This is a genomic window from Micropruina sp., assembly GCF_047607385.1.
Classification (GTDB): Bacteria; Actinomycetota; Actinomycetes; order Propionibacteriales; family Propionibacteriaceae; genus Micropruina.
This window is the reverse complement of record NZ_JASGDE010000181.1, coordinates 1-20,280: the sequence shown is the minus strand read 5'-3', so window position 1 is coordinate 20,280 and position 20,280 is coordinate 1. Positions and strand designations below refer to the sequence as shown.

Below are 20,280 nucleotides of genomic sequence, written 5' to 3'. Positions count from 1 at the left end.
GGTCACCGCCCGCGCCCTGCTGATCGCCGGTGGCGCGGACGCGGCCGGCACCGCGGCGGCCCGGGAGCTCGCCGCCGGTCTCCGGGATGCCCGGGCCGAGGTGATCCCCGGTGCGGTCGCGCCGGTCCCCGTCCGCGCCACCGAGCAGTACAACCGGCTGCTCTACGACTTCCTGCGCTGAGGTTCCCGCCGGCTGCCGGCGAGCCGCCCGAGTGGGACGAAAGGAACCGTCCCCAGCGTCCCACCCGGCGTTCCAGGCTGCCGGCGAGCCGCCCGAGTGGGACGAAAGGAACCGTCCCCGGCGTCCCACAGGTAGTACCAGTGGGACGAAAGGAACCGTCCCCAGCGTCCCACCGCCCGGCCCCGACGGCATCCGCGCCGATGCTGGATCGCTCCGGACCCGGATTTCCGGGTTCCCGCACGGTGGTGCGAGAATGGTGCGATGCGTGCCTACCGGGAGATCCTGACCCTTCCCGGCGCCTGGCAGTTCAGCGCGGCGGGCCTGTTGGCTCGTTCCGGCGGGGCGATGATGGGCATCGGCCTGGTGCTGATGGTGTCCGCCCTCTACGGCAGTTACGGCCTGGCCGGGGCGCTGGCCGCGTCCAACGCTGTGGCCTGGGCGCTCGGAACCGCGGCCCTGTCGAATCTGGTCGATCGCTACGGCCAGCGCCGGGTGATGTATCCGGCCGCGGTCGTCTCTGCGACGATGCTCGCGCTGCTGGTGGTGTTCGCGATGCTGCAGCTGCCGGCCTGGACACTGTTCGGCCCCTCGATCCTGTCCGGAGCCACCGGTGGTGCGCCGGGTGCCCTGGTCCGGGCCCGCTGGACGCATCTGGTGCCCGACCCCGACAAACTGCACACCGCGTTCTCACTCGAATCGACCCTGGACGAGCTCACCTTCGTGATCGGCCCAGTGCTGGCCACCGCGCTGTCCACCGGCGTCCATCCGGCGGCCGGCCTGATCGCACCGGTGGTGCTGTCGCTGGCCGGCGCCCACCTGCTGTACGGCCAGCGCGCCACCGAACCGCCGGTCGCACCCCGGACGCCGGATCCGCAGCGGCGACGCTTCGCCCAGCAGTTCGTGCTGCTGGTGCCGGGCGTGGCCGCCGTCGTGGCGGTGAACCTGCTGATCGGCTGCGTCTTCGGCTCGATCGACGTGTCCGTGGTCGCGGCCGCCACCCAGTGGGGGGTGCGCGAGGCGTCCGGCCTGGTGCTGGCGGTGTTCTCGCTCGCCTCCGGACTGGCCGGCTTCTACTACGGCGCACGGCGCTGGGGCTCGCCGCTGATCTCCCGCTTCCTGATCGGCGTCGCCGCGCTCTGTGCGGCCTGCGTGGCGCTGATCGGCGCGCATTCGGTGCTGCTGCTGTGCATCGGCGGCCTGCTGGTCGGCGTCACGGTGGCCCCCACCCTGATCAACGGCAACACCCTGATCGGCCGGCTGGTCAGCCGCGACCGGCTCACCGAGGGGTTGTCCTGGATGGGCACCGGCATCGGCATCGGGGTGGCGATCGGCTCCAGCGCCTCCGGTCAGGTGATCGACCGCTTCGACTACTCCGGCGGTCTCGCCACCGTCGGCGTCTTCGGCGTGCTGGCCGCCGTGATCGCGTTCAGCGGACGCGGCGCGATGCGTCGCGCGGTGGCCGCGGATCAGCCGGCGAGCAGCCCGCGCAGGTAGGCCAGCTGCCCGACGTGCTGGGCGGCGTCGTCCACGATGCTGACCAGCCGGACGGCGGCGGTCACCGGCGGATCCCAGGAGCGGTCCACGATCCGGGCCAGGTCGGCCTCGGTCAATCCGCCGATCACCTCGACGCTGCGGGCATGGACCGCCTGGTAGTAGTCGATCAGCACCTCGGCGCCAGCCACGGTGAACCGGGCCACCTCGTCCTCGGCCATCCCGTAGCCCATCGCGTGCTCGTCGTAGCCGACACCGGAGCGTCCGTACCAGCCGCCGGCGCGCCAGACCTGCTCGCTGCCGGCCAGCGCCGCGATCTGGGCGTCCTCCTGCCGGGCCAGGTGCCAGGCGATCCAGCCGATCGAGTTGCCCGGGACGCCGCGAAGCTCCGGACGCCTGAGCAGGTCGGGCAGGTCGAGGCCGCGGATCGCGTCGGTGTACAGCGGCGGGATCCGGCCGAAGGCGTCCAGCAGCAGATCGACGGCAGGCGTGCTCATGCCTGCGACGTTACTCCGCGTGCTGCTCGGTCGGGCGACCGCCGCGCAACCGTCCGATCAGCAGCATCGCCGCGACCAGGACGGCGCCGACGATCACCCCCAGAACGGCGGACGCGGCGGTGTTGGTCAGCCAGGCCAGGGCGTCGCCGAAGAACCCGGGGACGGCGTGCACGATGGCCTCCTCGGCGTGGTGCACCAGTTCGTAGGGCGGGTGCCAGCCCAGGTCGTCCAACCCGACCAGCAGGATGTGCCCGCCCACCCACAACATCGCCGCGATGCCGACGTTGGACAGGGTGGCCAACACCATCGGCATCGCCGCCACCAGTCCGCGGCCCAGCGCCGCCAGCCCGCCGGAGCGTTCGGTGGCCAGGTGCAGCCCGACGTCGTCCATCTTCACGATCAGCGCCACCACGCCGTACACCAGCACTGTCATCACCAGCGCCACCACGATCAGCGTCACGGCCCGGGAGAGCAGCGGTTCGGTGGCCACCTCGTTGAGCGCGATCACCATGATCTCGGTGGACAGGATCAGGTCGGTGCGGATCGCGCCGGCGACCATCGCCTTCTCGTCCGGTCCTCCGACGGTGGGTGCCGGCTCGTCGTGGCCGTGTCCGCCGCCGAATTTCTCCCACAGCTTCTCGGCGCCCTCGTAACACAGGTAGCTGCCGCCGACCATCAGGATCGGGGTGAGCAGCCAGGGCAGGAACTGACTGAGCAGCAGCGCGCCGGGCAAGATGATCAGCAGCTTGTTGCGCACCGATCCGATGGCGATCTTCTTCACCACCGGCAGTTCCCGCTCGGGGCTGAAGCCGTGCACGTAGCGCGGGGTGACCGCGGTGTCGTCGATCACCACCCCGGCGGCCTTGGCGCTGGCCCGGCCGGCGGCGGCACCGACGTCGTCGAGCGAGGCGGCGGCCAGTTTGGCCATCGCAACGATGTCGTCCAGCAGGGCGAAGAAGCCTCCGCTCACGCGCACCACCTCAGGGTCAGCTCGAAAATCGGACGGCCCAGCCTAGCGCCGCCGAGGTCCCCACCGACCGTCGCGACGCCGGGGACGGGTGATCTGCGGCCCCATCGCGCGCCCCATCCTCCCGCGCTCGCCTAACTATTTAGCGCTCGCTGAATTCCGCGAGCGCTAAATAGTTAGGCGAGCGCGGGTGTTGGTCAGCGCGGGTGTTGGTCAGCCCGGGGTGCGGTTCAGCCCGGGTGCTGTTCAGCGCAGATGCAGGACGTCGCCGGCCGCGAACGCCCGCTCGCCGGACGCCGTCCAGACCAGCAGCCGGCCACCGGCGTCCACCCCGGCGGCCCGGCCCTCGACGTAGCCGCCGGCCGGCTGCAGCACCCGGACTTCGCGTCCGACCGTCGAGCAGCGGCTGCCGTACCAGTCGCGCAGGTCCTCCGGCTGGCTCCAGCGCCGGTAGGCGGCCTCCAGCGCGGTCAGCACCCCGATCACCACGGCGGTGGCGGAGGCGTCCGAACCGGCCAGTCGCAGCGAGGTCGCGGTCGGCACCGGCAGCTGGTCGGCGCCCAGCGCGGTGTTGATGCCCATCCCGATCACGGCGCCGTCATCGACCCGTTCGGCGAGGATGCCGCACACCTTGCGGCCGCCGACCAGGACGTCGTTGGGCCACTTGATCTCGGCGTCGACGCCGGCGACGGCGGCCAGTCCCTCGGCGACCGCGATCCCGGTGATCAGCGGCAGCCACAGCCAGCGGGCCGCGGAGACGCCCCCAGGCCGGAGCAGCACCGAGACCGCTACGGACGCCCCCGGCGGCGCCTCCCAGCGGCGGTCGAAGCGGCCGCGTCCGGCACTTTGGTGGTCGGCCACCAGCACGGTCCCGGACGCCGCCCCGGCTCGCGCGGCGGCGGCCAGGTCGGCGTTGGTGGAACCGGTGGTGGGCACGCAGCGGAACTCGGTGAACAGCCGGCCGGGGCCGGACAGCGCGGTGCGCAGCGCGGCGGGGTCCACGACGGTTTCGGCGGTCACGGCGACCAGCGTAGGGGTTGCGCGTCCGAGACTGCCGATGGCGGTAGCGTCCACCCCATGAACCGTGAGAACCGTCCCGGCGGCGGGCAGCGATGAGGGTCGTGCTCGCTTCGGCCAGCCCGGCCCGGCTGGAGGTGCTGCGCCGCGCCGGGATCGACGCCGAGGTGATCGTCTCCGGCGTCGACGAGGACGCCGTCGAGGTCGCCGACCCGGCCGCGCTGACCTTGACCCTGGCCCGGATGAAGGCGGCCGCGGTCGCCGACGCGCTGCCGGCGTCCGACGAGCCGGTGCTGGTGATCGGCTGCGACTCGCTGCTGGAGTTCGACGGACGCGCCCAGGGCAAGCCGGCGGACGCGGAACGGGCCGTCGCGTGCTGGCGGGCGATGCGGGGCCGCTCCGGGGTGCTGCACACCGGGCATCGGGCGATCGTCGTCGAAGACCGCGAGCAGCGGGCCGACGAGGCGGTGGCGTCCACCGTGGTGCATTTCGCGGACCTCGACGACGCCGAGATCGACGCCTACGTGGCGACCGGCGAACCGTTGTGGGTGGCCGGGGCGTTCACCGTGGACGGCCTGGGCGGGCCCTTCGTGACCGGCATCGAGGGCGACTACCACAACGTGGTCGGGCTGTCCCTGCCGTTGCTGCGCACGCTGCTGGGCGGGCTCGGTGTCGACTGGCCGACGCTGTGGCGCCGGCCAGCCGGTTAGCGGGGCGGTCCGGGGCCGCTGCGATAGCCTGGTGCACGATGTCGCAGAACTCTGTCGTAGAAGTGAAACGATCCCCGCTGCCGGCCTGGCTGCGTGCGATGCGCCCCAAGCAATGGGTGAAGAACGTCCTGGTGTTCGCCGCCCCGATGGCTGCCGGGGCGCTGCTCGATTCCCGGGTGCTGATCAACTCGGCGTGGGCTTTCGTGGCCTTCTCGCTGATCAGCGCGTCCATCTACCTGATCAACGACGTCCGCGACGTCGAGGCCGACCGGCTGCACCCGAAGAAGCGGTTCCGGCCGATCGCCGCCGGCGAGCTGGGCAAGGCGCCGGCCACCGTGCTGGCTGCGGTGACGATGGCGGCCAGCCTGACCATCGGCTTCTGGGTCGCCCCGATGCTGGGCATCACGCTGGCGGTGTACTGGGTGCTGCAGGTCGGCTACTCGATGTTCCTCAAGCACCAGCCGATCATCGACCTGGCGATGGTGTCGTCGGGCTTCCTGCTGCGCGCCGTGGCCGGCGGTGTGGCGTCCGGCATCGCACTGTCCCAGTGGTTCCTGCTGGTGGCGTCCTTCGGCTCGCTCTACATGGTGGCCGGCAAGCGCTACTCGGAGATGAAGGAACTGGGTTCGGACGCCGGCACCCGTGCCTCGCTGGAGCGCTATTCGCTGAGCTACCTGCGCTTCGTCTGGGCGATCTCCTGCTCGATCGTGATCATGTCCTACAGCCTGTGGACCTTCGAGCGGGCCGTCGACCCGCTGTGGGGGGTGCCCTGGACGACGATCTCGATCGTGCCGTTCACCCTGGCCTTGCTGCGCTACGCGATGGACATCGACGCCGGCAACGCCGGTGAACCGGAAGACGTGGTGCTCAACGACCGGGTGTTGCAGGCGCTGGCGGTGCTCTGGCTGATTCCGCTCGGGATCGGCATCTTCCTGCACTGAGACGGCAACAAGGATCGGGATCAGGCACGGCAGTCCGTGCCCGATCCCGATCTTTGTTGAACGCGATGCGGTGACCGATCCCGAGGCCGCGGGTCACAGCGTCGCGATCTCCGCCACGCGGACCTGATCGCTCGGGCACCGCCACACGGCCGCACCCTCGTGACAGTCCGCCGTCATCGGATGGCTGTCCGGGTGCCGTGGGCAGGGCGGCCAGTTGGTGGGTTCCCGGCCCCACAACTCCATGATCGCCCAGTCCTGCACCTGGTCGGCCACCGCTGCGATGCGTTCGCAACGAGACTCCCAGCCCAGCACCGACACACCGGCACCGTTGCCGGCCCGGCTCCACATCATCGCCGAGTGCTGTTCCGGGTCGTCGCTCCAGTCGTCGTCCTCGATCCGCGGCGCCTCGATCCCGGAACTCCGCAGGTCGCGCAGCACCGGTTCCATCGACTGTCGCAGCGCCTCGTCCGTCGGGCCATGATCCCAGCCCCGGACACCGGCGGCCGGTCGCCGCTCCCAGCGGCAAGGACGCCGACCCGCGTCGTCGTGGACTCGATCGGGATCTCCAAGCCCGGACGCGCACGGAGATCCCGGTGTCCACTCACCGCCGAGATGACGGCAACAAACTAGTCACGCCGCGCAACCATTCGGTGCCTCCAACCGGTTGTTAGGGAAGTGCTGATCAATGCTGCTCCGAGCGAGGACGTGCCCGGCGGGACGAGCTGCGGCCCCCGGATCGTGTGGGCGTACTGGAGGTACGGCGCACGATTCGGGGCAACAGATCGCCCGCCGGGTGCGCCGCAGCCGGGACATGATTGGTCAGCGCTTCCTTAGGGTTGAAGGAGGCAGCCGATGCTGGTGGAGGCGAGAGTGGCGACGAGCGAAGAGGCCCCGAGCTTCGACGGCTTCGTCGCGGCCCGGAGTGCCGCACTGTGGCGCAGCGCCTGGCTGCTCACCGGCGACAGCCATCGCGCCGAGGATCTGGTCCAGACCGCGCTGGCCCGCACCTATCCGCACTTCGCCCGGGTCGGGGCGGACGGGTTCGAGGGCTACGTCCGCACCACCATGTACCGCACCTATCTGTCCTGGTGGCGGCGGCGTTGGACGGCGGAACTGCCCGGTGACGCCGACCCTGGGGCGTCGACCGCACCCGACCTGGAGGTCCGGCACGACGTCCGGCGGGCGCTCGCCGCGCTGCCCCGGCAGCAGCGGGCGGTGGTGGTGCTGGTCTACTTCGACGACCTGACCGGGCCGCAGGCCGCGGAGCTGCTCGGGGTGTCGGTCGGCACCGTGAAGAGCACCCTGTCCCGGGCGCTGGCGAAGCTGCGTACCTCTCCCCTGCTCACCGACGGGAGGCAATGATGGACGACGAATTCCGCGCCGACCTGCGCAAGGCGGTCCCCGACCCCCCGGACACCGCGTCCTGGGCGGGCGAGGCCAGACGGCGGCACGGACGCCGCACCCGGCGGGCGATGACCGGCGGGGTCGCGGTGCTGGTGCTGGCCGTGCTCGGTTCCTTCCTGTGGCCGTCGCTGAACGGGGCCGGACGGGTGGCCGTCCCGGCGGTGTCACCGACCACCGTCCCGCCGGCTCCGGCCGAGAACCCGGACTGTGCCGACGTCCCCGTCCCGGCGACCAAGCTGGCGCCGCGCGGGGACAGCGCGGTGCTGCGCGCCAGCCTGTGCCCGCGCACCGACGGGCCCACCTTCACCACGCCCAGCGACGCCCTGGACGAGGGCGCGACCGCGCTGTTCGACACCGTCGCGGCGCTCCCGGCCGAGCAGCGCCGCGACCCCGACTGTTCCGCCGCCGGCGACCGGCGCTATCTGGTGGTGTTCACCCTGGCCGACGGTTCCCGGCGGGTGCTGGAGGCTGCGGCAGGCAACGCCTGCGGGGTGACGCCGTCGAGCGCCAACGGGCGCCGCTGGTCCGGATTGTTGTCGGCGCTGGAGAAGGCCTGGGCCGCACAACGCGCCCTGCGCTCCGCCCCAGCGGTCACCCCGACCTGCGTGCCCTACGACCGGCCCGGGCTGTTCCGGTTCGAGGTGTCCCAGGCGCTCGCCGGTGTGCTGTGCGTCGCCGACCGGGCCGGCGCCTTCACCGGCTCACCGGCGCGACTGTCACCGGAGGTCCTCAGCCTGCTGCGTTCCGACATCGCCGCCAACAGTTCCCGGGCGAGCAATATCGACTCGATGCGGGACGGCCCGGTGCTGACCCTGGCCGGCCCGTGGGGTGACCCGCTGGTGTTCTGGCGGGTCGAGGGCAACCAGTGGTTCGCGTTCATGCCGGACGGCGACCGGGGCGAGGATCAGTTGTTCTGGCAGCCCGGCGCGAAGGCCACCGACACAGTTGAAGAACTGCTCGCCAGCGTCACCCCCCGTCCCTCCCGGACCCCGACCGCAGTACCGTCGGGCGGCCTGGTGCCCAGCCAGTGCCAAGGTTTGGTGCCGTCGACCAGCCCCACCGAGGTGCCGGCCCGGGCCGACCGGTTGCGGCTGTGCCCCACCGCGCGCTCGGCGGCGTCCATCATCACGCCGCTGGACGCGGTGACCGGCGACGACACCGCGACCGTGCTGAGCACCCTGACCGGCCTGCCCAAGGCGTCCACCAAGCAGGGCTGCACCGAGGAGTTCGGGCCTGACTACCTGCTGGTCGCCGAGGTCGACGGACGTCCGCCGGTGGTGATGGTGCTGCAGTTGTACGGCTGCCGGCTGGTGGGCATCGCCGACGCCGCCCACACCGGGGCGAACGACGTCCTGACCGCCTTCAAGCAGCAGCTCACCCGGCAGCGGGAGCAGATCGACCGCCCGGCCGCGACCCGCACCGGCCCGCTGTGCGGAACCCGCGAGGACGTGCCGACATCGGTGATGCCGATGGCGGTGACCGAGGCGACCGGCGCCCGGCTCTGCGTCTACCGAACCGGCGACGAACCGATCCGCGACGTCGCGCTGAGCAGCACCGACGTCCGGGCGATCGTCGCCGACTTCCCCGGACGCAACGGGCCCTTCCGGCCGATGCCGTGTCCGTATCAGCCGAATTCCCGCAACCGGATCGCCCTGACCTCCTTCTACGGCGACGTCCTGGTGCTGTCCCAGAGCTGCGGGGGCGTGTTCGTGTTCAGCATGGGCAGCGACTACCGGCAGTGGAAGCCGTCGGACGCGGTGGCGAAACGTCTGGAGAAGCTCATCGCCGGGTGACCCGCGGCTACAGCCAGTCGTTGCGCCGGAACAGCCAGTACAGGCCGATGGTGCCGACCACGATCAGTACCACGCTCTGCCACAGGCCCCCCGACGAGGAGAAGCCCCAGTAGGGCAGGTTCTGGCCGAACCAGCCGGTGACCGCGGTCGGGACGGCGATGATCGCGCCCCAGGAGGCGAGCTTCTTCATGATCGTGTTCAGCCGGGCGTCCTGCAGCGACAGGTTGGTCTCGAACACCGAGCTGACCATGTCGCGCAGCGATTCGGACCATTCCGCGGCCCGCAGCACGTGGTCGTAGAGGTCGGCGAACTCGCCGTCGAGTTCCCGGGACTGCTCCCAGTCCCCGGCCAGCCGCTGCCGCATCACCCCGGCCACCACCTCGCGCATCGGCAGCACCACCCGGCGCAGCGACACCAGCGCCTTGCGCAGCGCGAACACCCGGACCTGCACCTCGCGGGTCCGGACGGTGTCGCTGAACAGCAGGTCCTCGAGTTCCTCGAGCCGGTCGTCCATCGCCTGCACCGCCTCGAAGTGGCCGTCGACCAGCACGTCCAGCAAACCGTGCACCAGCGCACCGACCCCGTAGCCGAGCAGGCCGCTGCCCTCCCAGCGCTCGATCACCTGGTCGAGGTCGACGGCGGTGCCGCGGGACACCCGGATGGTGATCAGGCCGCGCGGCATCACGAAGGCCGAGATCCGGCCGATGGCCATGGTCGGCAGCCCTTCGGCACCCTCGACGAGGCTGGCGGCGTAGCAGGTGAGGAAGGTGTGGCTGGCGTGCCGGGTCGCCTTCGGCCGCTCCCGGGGCGCGACGGCGTCCTCGACGGCATGCTTGTCGAGCCCGAGCTCACCGGCGAGCTGGGCCAGCACCTCCTCGGCCGGGTCGTCCAGGTCGAGCCAGGTCAGCGTCGTCGGGTCGGCCAGGTGGGCGTCCAGGTCGGCCAGCGGGAAATCGCTGGCGACCAGTTCGCCGTCGCGCCAGACCCGTCCCCGGACCCGGGTCACCGCGCGCTCACTCGGCGTCCAGCAGGGTGGCCGCCACCACGTGCCGCAACAGGTCGCGGACGCATTCCGCGGCCCGCGACAGCGGCAGGCTGGACGGCGTCCCCAGCGACAGGTGCACCTCGATGCCGGGCGTGATCCGGACCTGGCGCAGTTCGGAGCCGTTGGTCAGCCGGTCGGCGACCGACCCGGGCAGCACGGTGGCGCACAGCCCGGCCGCGACCGCCTGCCCCATCAGGTTGACCGATTCGAGCTCGGCGAGCACCAGGGGCTGGACGCCGGCCGCGTCGCAGGCCCGGTTGACCGCCTTGCGGATGGTGTGCAGCGGGCTGGGCAGCATCAGCGGCAACTCGGCGAGCGCCTCGATCTGCACCTCGTCGCCGACCACCGCCGCCTGCGGCCCGCAGACCAGCACCAGTTCCTCGGTGATCAGCCGCTCGAAGACCAGTCCCTTGACCGGACCCGAGTCGTACAGGATCGCCAGGTGCAGGCGTCCGGTCATCATGGCCTCGCTGAGCACCACGCCGAAGTTGTCCACGAGCCGGAGCAGAATGTGCGGGTACCGTGCCCGGACGGCCTCGACCAGCGGTAGCGCGATCAGATTCGCGGTGCTGTACGGCGCCAGGCCGACGAACACCTGCCCGGCCACCTCACGACCGAGCAGGCCGACCTCGGCGACGGCGTCGTCGAGCTGCTTGAGAATGACCTGGGCGTGCCGGTACAGCGCCGCCCCGGCCTCGGTCGGCTCGACACCCTGCTTGCTGCGGATCAACAGCCGCTGGCCCAGGTCGGCCTCGAGCGCATTGATCTGCTGACTCAGCGCCGGCTGAGCGATGTGCAGCACGTCGGCGGCGCGGGTCAGGCTGCCGACATCGACGATCCGGACGAAGGTCGCCAGCCGCCTGGTCTCCATCGGCATCTCCCCGTTCAGCCATCGCGACGCGCTATCACGTCAGCGAAAATCCGTCTTACCACAGTGCCGCGCGAAATCCCTACGGTCAGGTCATTCGATCGAAAAGGGAGGGTCATGCAGGCACAGATCGACCTGGTCGCCGACCTGGGCGAGGGTTTCGGCGATTGGACGATGGGCGACGACGCGTCGTTGCTGGAGATCGTCTCGTCGGCCAATGTTGCCTGCGGCTTCCACGCCGGTGATCCGCGGATCATGGACGCCACCGCGCGGGCCTGCGCCGAACGCGGCATCCAGATCGGCGCCCATCCCAGCTTTCCCGACCTGGTCGGCTTCGGACGCCGGGCGATGGACCTCACCGCGGACGAGGTGCGCACCGACGTGCTCTACCAGGTGGGCGCGCTGTCCGCGTTCGCGCTGGCCAACGGCACCACGGTGAAGCACGTCGCACCGCACGGCCGGCTGGGCAACCTGGTCGCCGTCCGCGCCGACTACGCCACGGCGGTCTGCGACGCGATCTGCGCGCTGGACGACTCGCTGATCGTCGTCGCCCAGGACGGCGAGCTGGCCGACGAGGCTCGGCGCCGCGGCCTGCGGGTCGGCATCGTCGGCATCGTCGACCGCGCCTACCAGGCCGACGGCACCCTGGTGCCCCGTTCCCAGCCGGGCGCGGTGATCCACGACCTGGACACGCTGGTGGCCCGGGCGATCCGGATCGCCACCGAGTCGACGCTGGAGGCGGTCGACGGCACCGTCCTGCAGGTGCAGGCCGACTCCCTGCTGCTGCACGGCGACAACGCCGGGGCGGTGGCCACCGCCCGGGCGATCCGCGACGGACTGACGCGGGCCGGCGTCGCCATCGCCCCGATGGCCGACGTCCTCGGAAGCAAGGGCTGACGCCGTGGCGGGCCTCGCGCCGAGCTACACCGTCCAGGTGCTCGACTGCGGGGACTCCGCTGTCCGCGTCGTGGTCGACGACCCGACCCCGGACCTGGCCTGGCGGCTGGTGCACGGCATCGCCGCGCTGCTCCGCCAGACGCCGCCGGACGGGCTGCGCGGCACCCTGCCGACCTACGACTCGCTGCTGATCGAGTTCGACTGCACGGTCACCGACCATTCGGCGATCCGGGCCGCGGTGACCGCCTGCGCCGACCGCATCGACAGCGTCCCGATCCGGGTGCCCCGCACCTTCGCCGTGCCGGTGGCCTACGGCGGCGAGCACGGCCCCGACCTGGAGGCGGTGGCGAGCATGCTGGACCTGACCCCGGCGCAGGTGATCGCCCGGCACACCGCCGAGCCGCTGCTGATCCGCTGCTTCGGCTCTCCCGCCGGCGCACCGATGATGGACGGCCCGGCCTTCGGCGCCCCGATCCCGCGGCTGGCCAGCCCGCGTCCGCACGTCCCGGCCGGCGCGGTCGCGGTCGCCGGACGCCAGGCGGTGATCTCGGCCTGTCCCGCCCCCGGCGGCTGGCAGGTGCTGGGCACCACCCCGCTGCGACTGGTCGACCCGGCGCACGAGCCACTGTCGGCCTACCTGCCCGGCGACTCGGTGCACTTCCATCCCATTCCGGGCGCCGACTTCGACGCCTACCGCGGGGTGCTCTCGTGACCGGCTGGGTGCGGGTCACCCAGGCCGGGATCAGCGCCATCACCGACCTGGGCCGGACGGCCGGCGGCGCGGTCGGGCAGATGACCGGCGGGGCCCTCGACCAGTACAGCGCCCGGGCCGGGAACGCCCTGGTGGCGGCACCGGCGGAGGCGCCGCTGATCGAGATCGTCGCCGCCGACTTCGCCGCGACGACCTCGGCGAACCTGCTCGTCGCGCTCACCGGCGCGCCGGCCGATGTGGCCGTCAACGGCGTCCCGATGCGGCAATGGGAGCCGTTCTGGTGGCCGGCCGGCACCGAGCTCACGGTGCGCTCGATCCGGCTGGGCATGCGGGTCTACCTGGCGGTGCACGGCGCCTTCGAGGTGCCGCGGCTGCTCGGCAGCTGCGCCCCCGACAGCGTGCTCGGCTTCTCCGGTCCGCTGCGGCGCGACGACACCATCGCCGTCGTCCCGGGACCGCTGCGGATCTTCCACTCCCCGCTCGCCGTCCCGGTGGTGCGCGGCGCGCTACGGCCGCCGCGGTTCGCCGAGCATTGGCGGATCCCGGTCACCGACGGTCCGGACCGGGCCGAGTTCGGCGCCAGCGCCGACCGGCTGCATGCCGGCCGGTTCGTGATCGGGAACAACTCCAACCACATCGGGCTGCGACTCACCCCGGCCCGGGGCGCGGCGCTGCCGGTGCGTGAGCGGCGCGACGAGGTGCTCTCCCGCGGCGTCCCGATCGGCGCCGTCGAGGTGCCGGCCGGTGACGAACTGCTGATCCTGCACCGCGGCCGCGGGGTGACCGCCGGCTACCCGGTGCTGGCGGTGGTCACCGCCACCGGGCTGTCCCGGCTGGGCCAGGCGCGTCCGGGGCAGAGCGTCGAGTTCGTCCGGGTCTCGCTGGCCGAGGCGGTCGCCGCGGCCCGGGCCGAGCAGGCCGCCATCGACGACCTCACCGGACGGGTCGCCCGGCTGATGTCCGGCCACATGGTCAACCAGCGCCACGACCAGCGCGAGGGGCGGCGCGCACCCCCGCTCCCCGCACCCGCCCGCACCACTTTCGACCCCGTCCCGAGGAGGAACGACTGATGCCCATCAGCGACTACCGGACTGCTCTCGTCACCGGCGCCAACACCGGCATGGGAGAAGCCATCACCCGCATGCTCAGCGACGGCGGGGTGCAGGTCTACGGCGTTGCCCGCAACGCCGCCAAGCTGCAGCAGGTGGCCGACGCCACCGGGATGCGTCCGATCGTGGCCGACATCTCCGATCCGGCCGCCGTCGAGGCCGCCGTGGCGGGGCTGGAGATCGACGTCCTGGTCAACAACGCCGGGGTCTCGGGCACCGGCAACATCCTGGACACCACCGCCGAATCGGTGGACGCGATGATCGACGTGAACCTGCGCGCGGTGTTGCACCTGTGCCGGCTGCTGGCGCCGGGGATGGTGGCCCGCAACCGGGGGCACATCGTCAACATCTCCTCGATCGCCGGCACCTACAACTTCTTCGGCCACACCGCGTACCACGCCACCAAGGCGGCCATTCATCAGGTCTCCCGGCAACTGCGCAACGACATGCTCGGGCACAAGGTGCGGGTCACCGAGATCTGCCCCGGTCGCGTCGAGACCGAGATCTTCGGCCGCAATTTCGGCGGCACCCCGGAGGACATCAAGCGGGCCTGGGAAGAGTTCTACGAACACTACGAGTCGGTCACCACCGCCGACATCGCCGGCGCGGCCCGATTCGCCCTGGAAGCACCCGAGCACGTGAACGTCGGGATGATCGAAATCATGCCCACCCTGCAGGTCCCCGGCGGCCTGACCTTCAACGAGAGCCGGTAGCAACCGGGCCGGCAACGCTGCCGCACCTGAATGTGGGGCCCGGTTACCGCGGGCCTTCGAAATGACATACCGAGAATGCCTATGGAGGCGAGAATGACTGAACCCGCAACACACCAAAAGACCCCGCTCAAAGCGACAATCGCCTCCTGGGTAGGCACGACGCTGGAATACTACGACTTCGCGGTGTATGCCACCGCGTCCTCGCTGGTGTTCAACCACATCTTCTTCCCGAAGGAGCTGTCCGAAGGCGTGGCGCTGATGCTCAGCCTCGCCACGCTCGGCGTCGGCTACCTGGTCCGTCCGCTCGGCGCCTTCATCCTGGGCCCACTCGGCGACAAATTCGGCCGCAAATTCGTGATGATGCTGACCCTGTTCGGCATCGGCGGCTGCACCTTCCTGATCGGCTGCCTGCCGACGTTCGGCGACATCGGGGCGGCCGCACCGATCCTGCTGGTGATCATCCGGATGATTCAGGGCCTGTCCCTTTCCGGTGAGCAGGCGGCCGCGATCAGCATGACCCTGGAGCATTCGCCCGACCATCGCCGCGCGTTCACCACCAGCTTCGTGACCAGCGGCTCGGCCGCCGGCGGCCTGATCTCGACGGCGGTCTTCATCCCGTTCGTGGCGCTCCCCCAGGAGCAGCTGATGAGCTGGGGCTGGCGCGTCCCGTTCTGGCTCTCGGCCGTCGTGGTCATCGTCGCCTACGTGATCCGGCGCACCCTGGAGGAGCCGCCGGCGTTCTTCGAGGTGCAGGCCGTCGAGGTGAAGCTGTCCCCGCTCAAGCAGGCCCTGCAGTTCCACTGGGTCTCGATCATCCGGATCGCGCTGTGCGCCATGATCGCCGGCGTCAGCTACCTGTTCGCCACCTTCTCGGTCGGCTTCGCCACCACCGGCTACAAGCTGGACAAGCCGACCATGCTCTGGGTGCCGGTGCTGGCCAGCCTGCTGGCCCTGGTCTACACCCCGGCCGCCGGACTGTTGGCCGACAAGATCGGCCGCAAGGCGGTGTTCGCCATCGGTGCCGCCGGTGCCGCGATCACCACCGTGCCCTACCTGTGGGCGATCACCGTCGGCAACTGGCCGTTGATCTTCGTCCTCGGCGTGATCTGCAACGGTCTGTTCTACTCCACCGCGAACGCCGCCTGGCCGTCCTTCTTCGCCGAGATGTTCCCGAACCGGGTGCGGGTCTCCGGGCTCGCCGTGGGCACCCAGATCGGCTTCGCGCTCTCCGGTGCCATCGCCCCGGTGGCCGCGACCGCCCTGGCCGGTGCCGATCTGCACGACTGGGTCGGTCCGTCGGTGTTCGCCTGCGTGCTGGGCGTGCTCGCGGTGGCGGCGGCGCTGACCGCCAAGGAGACCGGCGGGCAGACTCTCGACGAGATCGACGAGAGCAAGCAGAGCGAGCGCGAGAAGGCGGCCGTCGCCGCGGCGACCGTGCCGGCCTGAGGATCGGCGGCTGACCCGCCGCCGGCGTCCTGACGCGACATTGCCCTGCTTCGGCGTCCTTCACTCGGTTCAAACCAGGTGAAAGACGCTGAAGCAGGGCAACGTTGGTTTCCGGGGTGCCGGCTCGGACGGGTCGGAGCCGGTATCCGGTCAGTCCTCGACCAGCAGGCCCTTCGCGGCCAACTTCTCGACCAGGTTGCACAGCTCGATGGTGGTGCCGCCGGCCCGGTACTTCTCCCGCAGCTCCGCCTCGGACGCCTCACGCGCGGCGCAGGCGTCGATCACCCATCCGACGTCGGCGGCCTTCACCAGCACCACGCCGTCGGCGTCCCCCTTGATCAGGTCGCCCGGCTCGACCAGCTGACCGCCGAAGACGATCGGATGGTTGATCGGCCCCAGGGTCTCCTTGACGGTGCCCTTGATGCAGACGCTGCGGGAGAACACCGGCAGACCCAGCTCGATCAGGTCGGCGGTGTCCCGGACGCCGGAGTCGGTGACCAGCGCGGCCAGCCCCTTGGAGTGCATCGCGGTGCCCAGCACGTCGCCGAAGGTCCCGGCCTCGGTGAACTCGCCGGCCGAGACCACCAGCACGTCACCGGCCTGCGCGTAGTGGATGCCGACCTGCAGCATCAGGTTGTCCTGCGGGGCGCAGACCACGGTCACCGCCGGACCGCAGAACGACATCGACCGGTCGATCGGCTTGATGCCGGAGTCGAAGGCCCCCAGACGTCCCTGGGCTTCGTGGATGGTGGCGCTGGAGTACTGCGCCAGACCCGCCACCAGGGCCGGGTCGGGACGCTGGATGCGGGTGCGGACGTGGATCATCGGTTACCTCTCGTCGACGAGTGTGCTGACGGCCTCGGCGATGGCGTCCATCGCGGCGGCCAGGGTGTCCTCGCCGGTGGCGAAGGAGACCCGGAAGAAGGGCGATAGGCCGTAGGCGCTGCCGGTGATGGTGGCGACCCGGGCGTGGTCGAGCAGGAAGGCGACGAAGGCGTCGTCGCTGTCGATCACGGTGCCATCCGGGGTGCGGCGTCCGATCACCCCGGAGCAGTCGATGAAGACGTAGAAGGCGCCGTCGCCGGCCAGCGCGCGCAGCCCGTCGATGGCGTTGATCCGCTGCACCACCAGGTCGCGGCGGGCGCGGTACTGCGTCGCGGCGCGGGCGACGAAGGACTGGTCGCCGGTGAGCGCCTCGACCGCCGCCGCCTGCGAGATGGACGACGGGCAGCTCGACATGTGCGACTGCAGGGTGTTGATCGCCTTCACCACGTCGGCCGGGCCGGCGCAGTAGCCGAGCCGCCAGCCGGTCATCGCGTAGGTCTTGGAGACACCGTTGACCAGTAGCACCCGGTCGGCCAGCCGAGGCGCAACCTCGAGCAGTCCGGCGCAGCGGCCCTCGCCGAGGAACACCTCGTCGTAGATCTCGTCGATCAGCACCAGGACGTCGGGACGCTCGTCCAGCACCGCGGCCAGGGCGGCCAGCTCGTCGCGGCTGTAGACCGCGCCGGTCGGGTTGGACGGCGTGTTCAGGATCAGCCAGCGGGTGCGCGGGGTCAGCGCCTCGCGGAGCCGCGCCGGGGTGAGCTTGAAGTCGTCGTCGATCGGGCACGGCACGATCACCGGGACGCCGTCGCCGAGCAGCACCATGTCGGGGTACGACACCCAGTAGGGCGCCGGGATGAGCACCTCGTCACCCGGGTTCAGGGTGGCCAGCAGCGCGGTGAAGATGACGTGCTTGGCGCCCGAGCCGACCGACAGCTGCGCGTCGGCGTACTCGATGCCGGTCAGCCGCAGCAGGCGTTCGCGGATGGCCTGGCGCAGCGCCACGGTGCCGTTCACGGCGGTGTACTTGGTGTCACCCCGTTCGATGGCGGCGATGCCGGCCGCCTTGACATTGTCGGGGGTGTCGAAGTCGGGTTCTCCGACGGTCAGATCGAGCACCCGGACGCCGGCCTCGCGCAGTTCGCGGGCTCGGGCGGCGGCGATGGTGCTCGGCGAGGGCTGGATGCGGGACAGCCTTGCGGCCTGTGCAGTCATGGATCGCTTTCGATTGCCGGTTTGCCATCGATCGTAGAAGCGGACGCCGGGCCGGCACCAAGACCGAAATCGGTTGCCCCCATAACCGGACCGGTATGGATACCCCGGAGCAAGAAGAAGGTGCCGGGGCGTGCTGCGGGGGCGTCGGGCTGGGAACTGGCCGGCCGACACTCGTCGGCTGCGGAGCCCACCACCCCCGGCAGGTCGACCGGTCGGCTGGGCTGAGCGACGCATGCCCCGGCTGAGCGACGCGCCCGCGGCTGAGCGGCACGCTCTCGGCTGAGCGGCACGCTCTCGGCTAAGTGGCACGCCCCCGGCTGAGTGACGCCCTCCCCGGCCACCGCCCGCCGGGGAGGAGGGCGGAGGGCGCCTCGAACCGGTTTCTCGTGGTTATCAGACCCGAGGGACAGGCTGATTCGAGCTCGAACCACTTTCTTGTGGTTCTGGACCGCTTCGAGAGGGCTCAGAAACACAAGAAACCGGTTCGAGATGCAACAGCGGCCGACAGGGGCCGCCATAAGCACCAGAAACCGGTTCGAACCCGGGGACGGGGGCTGCGAACGGCCGCGCCGCGTGTCGACCGGTCCGGCCACCCGACCGGACGCGACGGCGGCCGGGCCGAAAGCGATATGGCGTCATAGCGAGAACCGATTGAAGACCACACCGGTTCGCCGTTTCATTCGCCCTCCGACTAGGATTAATGTGGCCGCTATGGATTTCGACCTGCACACGACGTCCGGCAAGCTCGCCGACCTGGAGCGTCGTGACCGGCAGGCCAAGCAGCCGGCGTCCGAGGCGGTGGTGGAGAAACACCACGCCAAGGGCAAGATGACCGCCCGGGAGCGGGTGCTGGCGCTGCTCGACGAAGGCAGTTTCACCGAACTGGACGAGTTCGCCCGGCACCGCACCACCGCCTTCGGGATGGACGCCAAACGCCCCTACACCGACGGGGTGATCACCGGCTTCGGCACCGTCGACGGACGCGACGTGGCGGTCTTCTCCCAGGACGTGACCATCTTCGGCGGCGCACTGGGCGAGGTGTACGGCGAGAAGATCTGCAAGGTGATGGACCTGGCGCTGCGCACCGGCGTCCCGATCATCGGGCTGGTCGAGGGCGGCGGCGCCCGCATCCAGGAGGGCGTGGTCAGCCTCGGCCTGTATGCCGAGATCTTCAAGCGCAACACCCACGCCTCCGGCGTCATCCCGCAGATCTCGGTGATCCTCGGGGCGGCCGCCGGCGGGCACGTCTACTCCCCCGCGCTGACCGACTTCGTGGTGATGGTCGACCAGACCTCGCAGATGTTCATCACCGGCCCGGACGTGATCCGCACCGTCACCGGCGAGGAGGTGACGATGGAGGAACTGGGCGGCGCCCGCACCCACAACACCCGCTCCGGCAACGCCCACTACCTGGCCTCCGATGAGGCCGACGCGCTGGAGTACGTCCGGCACCTGCTCAGCTTCCTGCCGCAGAACAACCTGGACGAGCCGCCGGCGCTGGAACCCGACCCGGAGGCCGCCCTGGACGGCGACGCCCTGGACGCGCTGATCCCGGACGCCCCGAACCAGCCCTACGACATGCACGAGGTGATCACCCGGGTGCTGGACGACGGCGAGTTCTGCGAGGTGCACGCCCGGTTCGCCGCCAACGTGATCTGCGGCTTCGGACGTGTCGAGGGCCGCGCCGTCGGCGTGGTGGCCAACCAGCCGATGGTCTACGCCGGCTGTCTCGACATCGACGCCTCCGAGAAGGCGGCCCGGTTCGTCCGCACCTGCGACGCGTTCAACGTGCCGGTGCTCACCTTCGTCGACGTGCCCGGCTTCCTGCCCGGCATCGACCAGGAGTGGAACGGCATCATCCGGCGTGGCGCGAAGCTGCTCTACGCCTACGCCGAGGCGACCGTGCCGCTGGTCACCGTGATCACCCGCAAGGCCTACGGCGGCGCCTACGACGTGATGGGCTCCAAGCACCTGGGTGCCGACCTGAACCTGGCCTGGCCGACCGCGCAGATCGCGGTGATGGGTGCCGAGGGGGCGGTGAACATCCTGTACCGCCGCGAGCTGGCGAAGGCGTCCGACCCGATCGAGCGCCGGGCCGAGCTGGTCGAGGCGTACAACGACGAGCTGTCGAACCCGTGGATCGCGGCCGAGCGCGGCTACGTCGACCGGGTGATCGCACCCCGCGACACCCGCGCGGAGATCGCCAAGGGGCTGCGGCTGCTGCGCACCAAGCGCGCCCAGCTGCCGCCCAAGAAGCACGGGAACATTCCGCTGTGACCGGCCCGATCGTGGTCCGCGGACGTCCCAGCGACGCCGAGCTGGCGGCACTGACCGCCGTCCTGCTCGCGCTGGGAACCGACGCCGGCGACGACGAGCCCACCCCACCTCGTCCGGCGACCGGCTGGGCGTCGCCGCGCAGTCGGCTGCGGCTGCCGCCGGCTCCCGGGCC

General features: G+C 71.1%; 21 protein-coding genes. 13 read left to right on the top strand and 8 right to left on the bottom strand.

Features of this window, described 5'->3' with window-relative positions:
- On the top strand, positions 1-181 hold a 181-nt coding region (locus tag QM582_RS16020), incomplete at its 5' end, for a hypothetical protein (RefSeq protein WP_415086051.1).
- 261 nt (positions 182-442) lie between these two features.
- Positions 443-1,675 (top strand): MFS transporter, encoded by a 1,233-nt coding sequence (locus tag QM582_RS16015; protein WP_415086049.1) that lies wholly within the window; start codon positions 443-445, stop codon positions 1,673-1,675.
- On the opposite strand, the gene QM582_RS16010 is transcribed toward QM582_RS16015, so the two are convergent.
- The 3 genes from QM582_RS16010 to QM582_RS16000 form a co-directional block, all read right to left on the bottom strand.
- Positions 1,648-2,169 carry a mycothiol transferase gene (locus QM582_RS16010; RefSeq protein WP_415086047.1) on the bottom strand — a complete coding sequence of 174 codons (522 nt, stop codon included), beginning with the start codon at positions 2,167-2,169 and terminating at the stop codon, positions 1,648-1,650. The two genes, QM582_RS16015 and QM582_RS16010, sit on opposite strands and share 28 nt — an antisense overlap.
- Positions 2,170-2,179: 10 nt before the next feature.
- Positions 2,180-3,139 carry a DUF808 domain-containing protein gene (locus QM582_RS16005; RefSeq protein ID WP_415086045.1) on the bottom strand — a complete coding sequence of 320 codons (960 nt, stop codon included), beginning with the start codon at positions 3,137-3,139 and terminating at the stop codon, positions 2,180-2,182.
- A gap of 243 nt (positions 3,140-3,382) precedes the next feature.
- Positions 3,383-4,156: a biotin--[acetyl-CoA-carboxylase] ligase gene (locus QM582_RS16000; RefSeq protein WP_415086043.1), complete on the bottom strand. Its 774-nt coding sequence runs from the start codon at positions 4,154-4,156 to the stop codon at positions 3,383-3,385.
- A 92-nt stretch (positions 4,157-4,248) separates the two neighbouring features.
- Between QM582_RS16000 and QM582_RS15995 the strand changes: the two genes are divergently transcribed.
- Both QM582_RS15995 and QM582_RS15990 read left to right on the top strand, forming a co-directional pair.
- Positions 4,249-4,863 carry a Maf family protein gene (locus QM582_RS15995; protein WP_415086041.1) on the top strand — a complete coding sequence of 205 codons (615 nt, stop codon included), beginning with the start codon at positions 4,249-4,251 and terminating at the stop codon, positions 4,861-4,863.
- 38 nt (positions 4,864-4,901) lie between these two features.
- The gene (locus QM582_RS15990; RefSeq protein WP_415086039.1) at positions 4,902-5,804 is read left to right on the top strand and encodes a decaprenyl-phosphate phosphoribosyltransferase; all 903 of its coding nucleotides are present in this window, start codon (positions 4,902-4,904) and stop codon (positions 5,802-5,804) included.
- Between the two features lie 93 nt (positions 5,805-5,897).
- Here the strand turns inward: QM582_RS15990 and QM582_RS15985 are convergent, their stop codons facing one another.
- Complete coding sequence (locus QM582_RS15985) at positions 5,898-6,251, bottom strand: hypothetical protein (RefSeq protein WP_415086037.1); 354 nt, start codon at positions 6,249-6,251, stop codon at positions 5,898-5,900.
- Positions 6,252-6,656: 405 nt separating this feature from the next.
- On the opposite strand from QM582_RS15985, the gene QM582_RS15980 reads away from it, so the two are divergent.
- Together QM582_RS15980 and QM582_RS15975 are read left to right on the top strand one after the other, a co-directional pair.
- Positions 6,657-7,166, top strand: coding sequence for a SigE family RNA polymerase sigma factor (locus QM582_RS15980; RefSeq protein WP_415086035.1), 510 nt, complete (start codon positions 6,657-6,659; stop codon positions 7,164-7,166).
- Positions 7,166-9,001, top strand: a complete 1,836-nt coding sequence (locus tag QM582_RS15975) for a hypothetical protein (protein ID WP_415086034.1) — start codon at positions 7,166-7,168, stop codon at positions 8,999-9,001. The genes QM582_RS15980 and QM582_RS15975 overlap by 1 nt, the downstream gene beginning before the upstream one ends.
- A gap of 7 nt (positions 9,002-9,008) precedes the next feature.
- Here the strand turns inward: QM582_RS15975 and QM582_RS15970 are convergent, their stop codons facing one another.
- Together QM582_RS15970 and QM582_RS15965 are read right to left on the bottom strand one after the other, a co-directional pair.
- A complete protein-coding gene (locus tag QM582_RS15970; RefSeq protein ID WP_415086032.1) occupies positions 9,009-10,007 on the bottom strand; it encodes a magnesium transporter CorA family protein in 999 nt (332 codons plus the stop codon).
- A 7-nt stretch (positions 10,008-10,014) separates the two neighbouring features.
- Entirely contained in the window at positions 10,015-10,917 is a 903-nt protein-coding gene (locus QM582_RS15965) for a LysR substrate-binding domain-containing protein (RefSeq protein WP_415086030.1), read from the bottom strand.
- A 114-nt stretch (positions 10,918-11,031) separates the two neighbouring features.
- Between QM582_RS15965 and QM582_RS15960 the strand changes: the two genes are divergently transcribed.
- The 5 genes from QM582_RS15960 (at position 11,032) to QM582_RS15940 (ending at position 15,791) form a co-directional block, all read left to right on the top strand.
- Positions 11,032-11,811, top strand: a complete 780-nt coding sequence (locus QM582_RS15960; RefSeq protein WP_415086028.1) for a LamB/YcsF family protein — start codon at positions 11,032-11,034, stop codon at positions 11,809-11,811.
- 4 nt (positions 11,812-11,815) lie between these two features.
- The gene (locus QM582_RS15955) at positions 11,816-12,523 is read left to right on the top strand and encodes a 5-oxoprolinase subunit B family protein (RefSeq protein WP_415086027.1); all 708 of its coding nucleotides are present in this window, start codon (positions 11,816-11,818) and stop codon (positions 12,521-12,523) included.
- Positions 12,520-13,593: a biotin-dependent carboxyltransferase family protein gene (locus tag QM582_RS15950; RefSeq protein ID WP_415086025.1), complete on the top strand. Its 1,074-nt coding sequence runs from the start codon at positions 12,520-12,522 to the stop codon at positions 13,591-13,593. The genes QM582_RS15955 and QM582_RS15950 overlap by 4 nt, the downstream gene beginning before the upstream one ends.
- Positions 13,593-14,345, top strand: coding sequence for an SDR family oxidoreductase (locus QM582_RS15945; RefSeq protein ID WP_415086023.1), 753 nt, complete (start codon positions 13,593-13,595; stop codon positions 14,343-14,345). The genes QM582_RS15950 and QM582_RS15945 overlap by 1 nt, the downstream gene beginning before the upstream one ends.
- Positions 14,346-14,438: 93 nt before the next feature.
- The gene (locus QM582_RS15940) at positions 14,439-15,791 is read left to right on the top strand and encodes an MFS transporter (protein WP_415086021.1); all 1,353 of its coding nucleotides are present in this window, start codon (positions 14,439-14,441) and stop codon (positions 15,789-15,791) included.
- A 150-nt stretch (positions 15,792-15,941) separates the two neighbouring features.
- Here the strand turns inward: QM582_RS15940 and QM582_RS15935 are convergent, their stop codons facing one another.
- On the bottom strand, positions 15,942-16,616 hold the full coding sequence (locus tag QM582_RS15935) for a 4-carboxy-4-hydroxy-2-oxoadipate aldolase/oxaloacetate decarboxylase (protein ID WP_415086019.1): 675 nt from the start codon (positions 16,614-16,616) through the stop codon (positions 15,942-15,944).
- Positions 16,617-16,619: 3 nt separating this feature from the next.
- Entirely contained in the window at positions 16,620-17,831 is a 1,212-nt protein-coding gene (locus tag QM582_RS15930) for an aspartate transaminase (protein ID WP_415086017.1), read from the bottom strand.
- Between the two features lie 711 nt (positions 17,832-18,542).
- On the opposite strand from QM582_RS15930, the gene QM582_RS15925 reads away from it, so the two are divergent.
- Positions 18,543-20,108, top strand: coding sequence for an acyl-CoA carboxylase subunit beta (locus tag QM582_RS15925; RefSeq protein WP_415086015.1), 1,566 nt, complete (start codon positions 18,543-18,545; stop codon positions 20,106-20,108).
- Positions 20,105-20,280 (top strand): acyl-CoA carboxylase epsilon subunit (locus QM582_RS15920; protein WP_415086052.1); only part of this gene is annotated, 176 nt, incomplete at its 3' end. The genes QM582_RS15925 and QM582_RS15920, both read left to right, overlap by 4 nt.